Genomic DNA, 402 nt, shown 5'->3' with positions numbered 1-402 from the left:
AGTCGGGTTCCCAGCGAGGATATCACCGGGCTGACATTCCAGCGCCTCGCAGAGGCGGGACAGAGTATCAAAGCGGATGCCTTTGACCTTTCCCGACTTGAGCAGCGACAGGTTCTGTTTAACGTTCGCCGGTAAAGACGATCCACTGCGGCACGATCAGGGCGAGCATAAATAAAAAATGCGCTGGCGAAGGGCGGTACTCGCCAGCGAGAAATATCGGCTATGCCGGTATACCGGGAGAAGAAAACTCAGCGGATCCGCGACTGCTCGTCGTCGCGTAGCGTCAGCACCTCAAAACCGTTGGCGGTGACGGCCACGGTGTGCTCCCATTGCGCGGAGAGTTTTTTATCGCGGGTGACGACCGTCCAGCCATCTTTTTTGGTTTTGATGCGGCTGTCGCCC

2 pseudogenes are annotated in these 402 nt (G+C 57.5%); both read right to left on the bottom strand.

Annotated features, from left to right (window positions below):
• Positions 1-120, bottom strand: a pseudogene (locus tag CWM53_RS00915) (helix-turn-helix domain-containing protein); the annotation flags it as partial.
• A 128-nt stretch (positions 121-248) separates the two neighbouring features.
• Positions 249-402, bottom strand: a pseudogene (locus CWM53_RS00910) (type I methionyl aminopeptidase); the annotation flags it as partial.

The sequence above is a fragment of the Klebsiella sp. A-Nf5 genome, assembly GCF_002810545.1.
GTDB classification, from domain to species: domain Bacteria; phylum Pseudomonadota; class Gammaproteobacteria; order Enterobacterales; family Enterobacteriaceae; genus Klebsiella; species Klebsiella variicola.
Note: the sequence above shows the minus strand (reverse complement) of the source record. Positions and strands in the feature narration are given on the sequence as shown.